General features: G+C 50.6%; 5 protein-coding genes. 2 read left to right on the top strand and 3 right to left on the bottom strand.

The genetic code is table 11. From position 1 onward, the window contains the following. Nucleotides 1-106 precede the first annotated feature (106 nt). On the top strand, nt 107-1,198 hold the full coding sequence (gene lpxD / locus ACVWXE_RS13980) for a UDP-3-O-(3-hydroxymyristoyl)glucosamine N-acyltransferase (RefSeq protein WP_457490607.1): 1,092 nt from the start codon (nt 107-109) through the stop codon (nt 1,196-1,198). 29 nt (nt 1,199-1,227) lie between these two features. Here the strand turns inward: lpxD and ACVWXE_RS13975 are convergent, their stop codons facing one another. Together ACVWXE_RS13975 and ACVWXE_RS13970 are read right to left on the bottom strand one after the other, a co-directional pair. Then, nucleotides 1,228-3,390, bottom strand: a complete 2,163-nt coding sequence (locus ACVWXE_RS13975; RefSeq protein WP_457490606.1) for an FkbM family methyltransferase — start codon at nt 3,388-3,390, stop codon at nt 1,228-1,230. Between the two features lie 461 nt (nt 3,391-3,851). Further along, a complete protein-coding gene (locus ACVWXE_RS13970; protein ID WP_457490605.1) occupies nt 3,852-5,933 on the bottom strand; it encodes an FkbM family methyltransferase in 2,082 nt (693 codons plus the stop codon). Between the two features lie 470 nt (nt 5,934-6,403). Between ACVWXE_RS13970 and ACVWXE_RS13965 the strand changes: the two genes are divergently transcribed. Then, nucleotides 6,404-7,129, top strand: coding sequence for a Uma2 family endonuclease (locus ACVWXE_RS13965; RefSeq protein WP_457490604.1), 726 nt, complete (start codon nt 6,404-6,406; stop codon nt 7,127-7,129). 33 nt (nt 7,130-7,162) lie between these two features. Here ACVWXE_RS13965 and ACVWXE_RS13960 read toward each other — a convergent pair. After that, nucleotides 7,163-8,185, bottom strand: a 1,023-nt coding sequence (locus tag ACVWXE_RS13960) for a TylF/MycF/NovP-related O-methyltransferase (RefSeq protein ID WP_457490603.1), incomplete at its 5' end; no start/stop codon positions are given.

Genomic DNA, 8,185 nt, shown 5'->3' with positions numbered 1-8,185 from the left:
CTCCGTCCCGCTAACGCGAATGGAAACAAACAGAATGCTATCGCTGCATAGTTGAACAGTGATGTTCAGCAGTGTTCAGCGTAAATGTATCAGGATGTCAACCCCAATGCAGCTACAGGAAATTGCCCAAAAATTGGGGTGTGCCTACGAGGGGGATCCCACCCTGGAAATTCACAGCGTGGCCAGCCTGGCGGAGGCTCGCCCAGGGGAGCTGAGCTTTCTCAGCGAGGCCCGCTACCTACCTCTCTTGGAGCAAACCCAGGCCAGCGCCGTCATCGTGGAGGAAGGGCTGGCTTTGCCCTGTTCCATTGCCTGCTTGCGGGGCAGGGATCCCCGTCTGCTCTTTGCCCAGGCCATCGAGCTGTTCTACCAACCCTACCGCCTACCGGTGGGGATCCATCCTACAGCGGTGGTGGATGCCAGCGTCCAACTGGGGGAAGGGGTGGCAATCGGGCCGCACGCAGTGGTGATGGAGGGAGTGAAAATTGGCGACCACACCCAAATCCACCCCAACGTAACCATCTACCCCCACGTGCGGATTGGATCCCGGTGTCAGCTTTTCGCCAACTGCGTCATTCACGAGCGCACCGAAATTGGCGACGACTGCCTCATCCACAGCGGCGCGGTCATTGGCGACGACGGCTTTGGCCACATTCCCCTCCCCGATGGCTCCTGGCGGCGCATGCTGCAGGCGGGCCGGGTGGTGCTGGAAGACGGCGTGGAGGTGGGCAGCAACACCACCATCGACCGGGCCGCCGTTGGCGAGACCCGTATTGGCCGCGGCACCAAGATCGACAATCTGGTGCAAATTGGCCACGGCGTGCGCACCGGATCCCACTGCCTGATCGTGGCTCAGGTGGGCATTGCCGGCAGCACCCAGTTGGGCCACCACGTCATCTTGGCCGGGCAATGTGGCTTGGCCGGGCACCTGCACATTGGCGATGGCGTGCGTGTAGCCGCCCAGACAGGAGTAACCAGCGACGTCCCCGCCGGTCAAACGGTGGCCGGCTACCCCCACCAACCCATTGCCGAATGGCGCAAGAGCATGGCCGTCCAGCGGCACTTGCCTGAGCTGCAGCGCGCCCTGCGCAAGCTGGAAGCTCGTGTGGCCAAGCTGGAACAGAACAGCACGGATAGAGCCCCCAACGCAAAAATGCTCGAAGTGGGCGTGGATCCTGAAACTACATGCTCTAGCTAGAACCTCCTTTGTCAACTTCCCCAGTGGCCTTAGCTACTGACTGGGAGAACTTTTGACCGAAGAGGTTCTATTGAAACGTCATGAAGGATATACCTTCTACTCAAGTAGCAAAGAGTACCTCTATGTGTGTGAACTATGTTTCCCTTGTACAAAACATGGGTAGGGCACAGGATCTGGTCTATTAATCGTCTATCTTCTTCAGAGTGAAACTCTAGGTATATTATCTTAATGTCGACTAGAATTTCGAACAAATCCTTTAATATTTGGGTCTCACTACCTTCAGTATCTATCTTGAGAATATCGATGTTGTAAGCGCCAACACTCTTTAGAAATGAGCCTAGGAATGAGCTTGCCTTTACAAGCTGTACAACTCTTGGAAAGTCACCATGTTGGTTCTTGTGTATCGAACTCCAACAGGCCGTTACAAGACTACTGTAGAAAGTCTTGGTGATATCATCACTGTACAGCCCAAAAGGGTATACAGTGCATCCGCCTATATCTAGGCTGTTTAGCTTTAGCAAGTGAAGAGCTAGAGGGTCAGGCTCGAAGCAAAGAATAGTAGCATTTGGATAAAGCATTCGAAAGTAGGCGCTTGCGATGCCTATGTTTGCTCCTACATCAACAATTATTGATACGCCATCGACGAAGTTTAAAAAAGGATATGGCTGCTCACTAAAGATTTCGTCAGTCGTGAGTAGCGCTGCGTCTTCTTCCTCCCTATAAAAATTGAGATGTAGTGTCCAAGAAGATCCATCCGCTCTATTCACGCCCAAGAAAACTCTTTCAACGTTCGCTAACTTTGTTGCGTTCGAGAACACCAATTGATTTTGTTCATCAAGGACAAAAACAAATTTTAAGTAGGGCAGGAGTCGAGAAGTAAGATGGCTGTTGGATCTGGCAATCAGAACATCCCAAGTCGCAGTACCTAAGTGGCTGGACTCTTCCTCCCAGACATGTACTCTGGAAACGACCCTCTCGTCCTTGGGAAGCTCAGACACTGGGAACCCGGCCTCAACATAGACTTCTAGTCTCGGCAGATCCAGGAGATCTGCCACAACTGCTACTGGGCAGTCTTTGCTAACCAGTACCTTAAGTTGCTCCTCTACACGGTGTAGCTCCTGAACAGGTTCGTAGATAGCAAGGCGTGTATTGACAAGATCTCTGTAGGCAGTGCTAATGAAGAATCTGGGATCGGACTTAGCTGCGTAAAAGTTGGGTAGCTCTCCCTTGAAAACCCAATTCATCAGATCGGCTATCCGATGCTTGGGATGCCAGTCCACAAGAAACTTTTCATAAGCTCTTTTAGCTATCTCTAGAGCCAGCCCTGGATTTTCTAGGTAAAACTTGATTTTCTCAACTAGCTCCAGCTCAGAACTATAGACGTCGCAGTATAAGCCGGGGCTCAGATACTCATCAAAGCCGGATGCAAAGGAGAGCTTGTCTGTCAGCAAAAAGCCACCCGCAGAAATCACTTCCAGGTTCCTAAGGTTCAGATCCCCGTTCAGGCTGCAGTTAAACGAAATCAGCGATTCGGCAAATAGGCGGGCTGCCTCTTGACGGTTGGCAGTTTTGGCAAGAATGGGCAAGTGTGCCCTCTTTATGGCTTCGACCAGACGGGAACGTCTGGGATGCCCGGATCCCTGATGGCCAATAAAGACAACTTGGCTTTCTCTTGCTTCTACCCACTTGTGGACAACCGTATGCATGGAGATGAGAGGTAGCCAGGCCAGGTTTTCCGCGCCCGCCGCGGCAAACCAGTGCAGGTGCTGGCGGTTGTGAGCAGTAACAACATAATCAAAGGCTTCAACGGCCCAGTAGGCCAAAAGATGTTGGATGGGGAAGTGACCATGATGCGTGGTTCCGGCTAGTAAGACGGTTGGACAGCCAAATTTTTTCGTGTTGAAGGGGTTGCTGTATTCGCAGCTGGAAGCTCGTACAATCACCAAGTCAAACTCTTTATCCACAATCTGCTCAGACTGCTGGACAAAGTCATAGAGGTCATAATCTCCTTCCGGACACTCCACCAAGCCTTCACGACGGTTGACATAGCCTAGTCCACAGCCCCCCACTCTTTTTTTGGGACAGACAGTTACTTGCCGATCTGAAAACTGCGGCGGTGGCATGTAGTCTGGCGCAATTGGCCAGCTCAGGAGAACTCGCGGTTGCAGAGTTTCTTTGTTGGAATTTTCCATAGCTCGTCCTTCTAATCAGTGCTGCTGACAAAGTGTAGCTTCTGCCCAGGCTACAAAGAGGGCTAGTTTTGCACTATCCTGCCCTACGTGCATCCATAATGACAAGGTCAGGAGCCAAGTGCTGATTATACCTACACACCTACCAAGTTAGACGGTGCATTCGCGGAAAGCTGGCAGCGCAAGTGCCAAATGGACTCACTCATCTGCGTTACCCAAGCCTGGTCGCAGCAGCGTCCCAGCTGCTTTGCTGGCAACAATGAGATGGGGGAAGGTTTCCAGACATTAAGGCCGCGTGGGTTTGCTGGGCCACTGCTTCTGGGGAATTGGTGCCCACCGAGGCCGAACTGGAGCGCCAACGTGCTGAGCAAGAGCGACAGCGAGCAGAGCGCCTGGCCCAGAAGCTGCGGGAGCTAGGGGTGGATCTCAATGCTTGAGAAACTAACCCTAAAGTTGAACTCTTTCTACCTAAGAGGCTCTATTGGAGAATCCTTAGGTACGCAGTTTCTATTCAAGTAGCAAAGATTTCCGCGGTGCGCGTGGACTATATCTCCTCTCCAAAGAACATGTGTCGGGTTAAGCAGTTGGTCGATTAGCCGTCTATCTTCCTCTGAATGAAACTCTAGGTAAATCACCTTTATAGTGCTTAACTTCTCAAACAAGTCTTTCAGTATTTGCAGCTCACAACCCTCAGTATCTATCTTTAAGATGTCAACCTTATCGATGTCTATACTCTTTAAAAAATGACTTGCCTTCCTAAGGTAAGCGAGCTGGGGAAAACCAACACATGAGCTTCTGTAAACTGAGGTATGACGAGTCGTCTGTAAACCAGAATAGAAAACTTTGGTAGTATCGTCGCTATACAAGCCAAAAGGATAAACATAGCAGTTTTCTATGCTGAGAGAATTCAGCTTTAGCAGGTGAATTGCTTCATAATTTAACTCAAAACAATAAATAGATGCATTCGGATAAAATATCCGAAAATACGAGCTTGCAAGACCGATGTTTGCGCCTATATCAATAATTACTTCTACGTTCGTCACAAAGTCTAATATCGGGTAGCACATTTTGTTAAATATCTGGTCAACAATGTAATCAGTAGAGTCGTCATTGTAAACTTTCACCCTAAATTGATATCCATCTCTCCTTTTCAGAGTCAGTAGACTTGTATCTACTAGCTTTTTAGCGTTGGAAAAAACTATCTGATTCTCAGATCCTAAGAGGAAGACAAATTTTGAACTTGCTACTCGCTCAACTGATTTGGTAATTAGAATATCCCAGCCTCTTTCATCACGAAGATCCTTCTCTAGCAGATGTAGTCGAGACAGAGCGCCCTTCGGGATCTCAGACACTGGGAACCCGGCCTCAACATAGACTTCTAGTCTCGGCAGATCCAGGAGATCTGCCACAACTGCTACTGGGCAGTCTTTGCTAACCAGTACCTTAAGTTGCTCCTCTACACGGTGTAACTCCTGAACAGGTTCGTAGATAGCAAGGCGTGTATTGACAAGATCTCTGTAGGCAGTGCTAATGAAAAATCTGGGATCGGACTTAGCTGCGTAAAAGTTGGGTAGCTCTCCCTTGAAAACCCAATTCATCAGATCGGCTATCCGATGCTTGGGATGCCAGTCTGTGAAAAATCTTTTATAAGCTCTCCTGGCTATTTCTATTGCTAAACCAGAATTCTCTAGATAAAACTCAACCTTTTCTAGTAGTTCTGTCTCAGAGTCGTAAACGTCGCAATACAGCCCAGGCATTAGATACTCGTCAAACCCAGAGGCAAATGAAAGGCGATCTGTCAGTAGAAATCCTCCAGCAGAAATAATCTCGAGATTTCTCAAGTTAAAGTCTCCATTCAGACTACAATTAAAAGAGATTAGAGAGTGAGCAAATAGATGAGCACCTTCTTCTCTGGTTCCTGACTTAGTAACTAAAGGCAAGCCAGCCCCTCTTAGGGCATTAATTAGCCGAATGCGTCTTGGATGAAAGGCACCTGCGTGACCTAAGAAAGCAATTCTGTTCTCCCTAGCTTCTACCCATTCATGAGTAACTGTGTACATATGTATGAGTGGTAGCCAGGCTACATTGTTAAACCCTGCTGCCGCAAACCAGTGTAGGTGCTGGCGATTGATGGGAGTAACCACATAGTCAAAGTCTTCCGCCGCACAATAGGCTAAGAGATAGTTAATCGGGAAAGACTCTTGATGAGTAGTCCCAGCAAGTAAAACTGTTGGACATTTGAGCTTCTTAGTGTTGATAGGGATACTAGGCTCACAACTCGATGCTCCAACAATTAGCAAATCAAACTCTTTATCCTCAATCTGCTCAGACTGCTGGACAAAGTCATAGAGGTCATAATTTCCTTCCGGACACTCCACCAAGCCTTCACGACGGTTGACATAGCCTAGTCCATAGCCCCCCACTCTTTTTTTGGGACAGACAGTTACTTGCCGATCTGAAAACTGCGGCGGTGGGATGTAGTCTGGCGCAATTGGCCAGCTCAGGAGAACTCGCGGTTGCAGAGTTTCTTTGTTGGAATTTTCCATAGCTCGTCCTTCTAATCAGTGCTGCTGACAAAGTGTAGCTTCTGCCCAGGCTACAAAGAGGGCTAGTTTTGCACTATCCTGCCCTACGTGCATCCATAATGACAAAGTCAGGAGCCAAGTGCTGATTATACCTGATTATACCTACACACCTACCAAGTTAGACGGTGCATTCGCGGAAAGCTGGCAGCGCAAGTGCCAAATGGACTCACTCATCTGCGTTACCCAAGCCTGGTCCCAGCAGCGCCCCAGCTGCTTTGCTGGCAACAATGAGATGGGGGAAGGTTTCCAGACATTGAGGCCGCGTGGGTTTGCTGGGCCACTGCTTCTGGGGAATTGGTGCCCACCGAGGCCGAACTGGAGCGGCAAAGGGCTGAGCAAGAGCGACAGCGAGCAGAGCGCCTGGCCCAGAAGCTGCGGGAGCTGGGGGTGGATCCCGATACCTTGTAAGGGTAAAGAGAGGAGAACTGGCAATGACTAACCCGAACCCAATTACTGAGGTGCTGGATCCGGTTTATCTACCCGAGTTGCCCCCCACCCAAGACGAGCTTCCCTACGACGACGGCGAGCCCATGGAAAGCTGGCGGCACAAGTGCCAGACGGATTTGCTCATCTCCGTTACCCAAACCTGGCTGCAGCCGCGTTCTGATGGTTTTGTTGGCGGCAACATGTTTCTTTACTACAGCTTGGAGCAAGCCCGCAGCCGCAGTTTCAGAGGGCCCGATTATTTCGTGGTGCTGGGAGTACCCAAGGGCGAGCGCAAAAGCTGGGTGATTTGGGAGCAAGGGAAGGGCCCAGACGTGGTGATTGAGCTTCTTTCCCCCAGCACTGCCCAGGAGGACAAGACAAGCAAAAAGCAACTTTATGAGCAGATTATCCGGGTGCCGGAGTACTTTTGGTTTGACCCGTTTGAGCCAGAGGACTGGGCGGGGTTTCGGCTAAGGGGCGGCCGCTATGAGCCAATTCAAGAGGATGCAGAGGGTTGCTTGCCGAGCGAGGTTTTGGGATTGTACCTAGTGAAGTGGGAGGGCAGGTTTCGGGACATCGAGGCCACCTGGATTCGCTGGGCCACTGCTGCTGGGGAACTGGTACCCACTGAGGCCGAACTGGAGCGGCAAAGGGCTGAGCAGGCCGAACAACGGGCAGGGCGCCTGGCCCGGAAGCTACAAGAGCTAGGGGTAGATCCAGACGCCCTGTAGACAGCCAAGTAACTCAAGACAACAGATGGATCCCTAGGAGGCCAACAGCAACACAGGTAGCTTTTGAATAGCAGGCCGTAATCCCTTGGGAAAGCGCTCCCGCTTCAAGGGATAGCGATAGTTGAGTTGGGGAATCAGCCTCTCCCATTGATGGGGGTTCAAGCCAGCTACCACTGAACAGAACGGCTCTCTACTGAGCTCTAACCCCTCTTCCATGAGCCTGAGAGCTATGTTGCCTGCAGCTATCTCCAGAGTTTGATTGGCCAGTTGCGGATCCGGATCCCCTAGGAAGATCAGAGCATAGTCTTCTGGCTGAGGACTGCGCAGAATTGGCTCCAGCAAGCCCTCCAGTTCTTGGATAAGCTGCTCTGTCTCCATTTCCCAGTAGGGGAAAAGACCCACGTTAATCTTGCTTAGACGGATCCCTTCTGGTTTGAAGGTTTGTATCAAACCATCTGTGATTACCGGCCAGTTCTCAGAGGGACTTAACCATACAGCACTAGGCCAACCCTGAATCTCTAGGCTATCTGGCTTCCAACCAAAGGGCTCAGCTACACTGTGCAGCCGAAAGAACACTCCAACTTCCTGCTCAAAGTCATGGACAGCCTTTGCGCATCCTTGCCAGTCTTGATAGTCATCGACCTGGATGAACCCTCTGGGATGAACTTGATGATAGAGATGACGCAAAATATCCATCGTTGACTGATACCAGTCAGCATCTGCATGCAGCAGAGCAATCTCACCCACTTGCTCTCGATAAACAGGCAAGGTGTCGGCAAACAGCCCCGGCACAGGAACAATGAGATCCCAGACCCCAAGTTCCCTGGCAATGACTTCTAGATTCTCTGAAACGGGTGCCGCTAAAGTACCTGCTAAGCCCGTATCATTGGCAGCAACTCCTCGGTAACTGATATCCACTTCTGTTGGCTCGGGCATACCCGAGAAGGTATCAAAGGCATACAGCTTGCGAGGTCGACGGCTGTAGTTCTTAATCACCCAGGCCAGCAAAGCTGAGCTTCCACCCCTGCAAACACCACATTCTACAAAGTTCCCAGG

Source organism: Thermostichus sp. MS-CIW-41 (assembly GCF_054058915.1).
The sequence above is the reverse complement of the archived record's forward strand: the minus strand, read 5'-3'. Positions and strand labels throughout refer to the sequence as shown.

What these genes read in the sequence shown, in the direction of transcription:
- ACVWXE_RS13970 (WP_457490605.1), bottom strand. Translation starts at nt 5,933, where the DNA reads ATGGAAAATTCCAACAAAGAAACTCTGCAACCGCGAGTTCTCCTGAGC.
- lpxD (WP_457490607.1), top strand. Translation starts at nt 107, where the DNA reads ATGCAGCTACAGGAAATTGCCCAAAAATTGGGGTGTGCCTACGAGGGG.
- ACVWXE_RS13975 (WP_457490606.1), bottom strand. Translation starts at nt 3,390, where the DNA reads ATGGAAAATTCCAACAAAGAAACTCTGCAACCGCGAGTTCTCCTGAGC.
- ACVWXE_RS13965 (WP_457490604.1), top strand. Translation starts at nt 6,404, where the DNA reads ATGACTAACCCGAACCCAATTACTGAGGTGCTGGATCCGGTTTATCTA.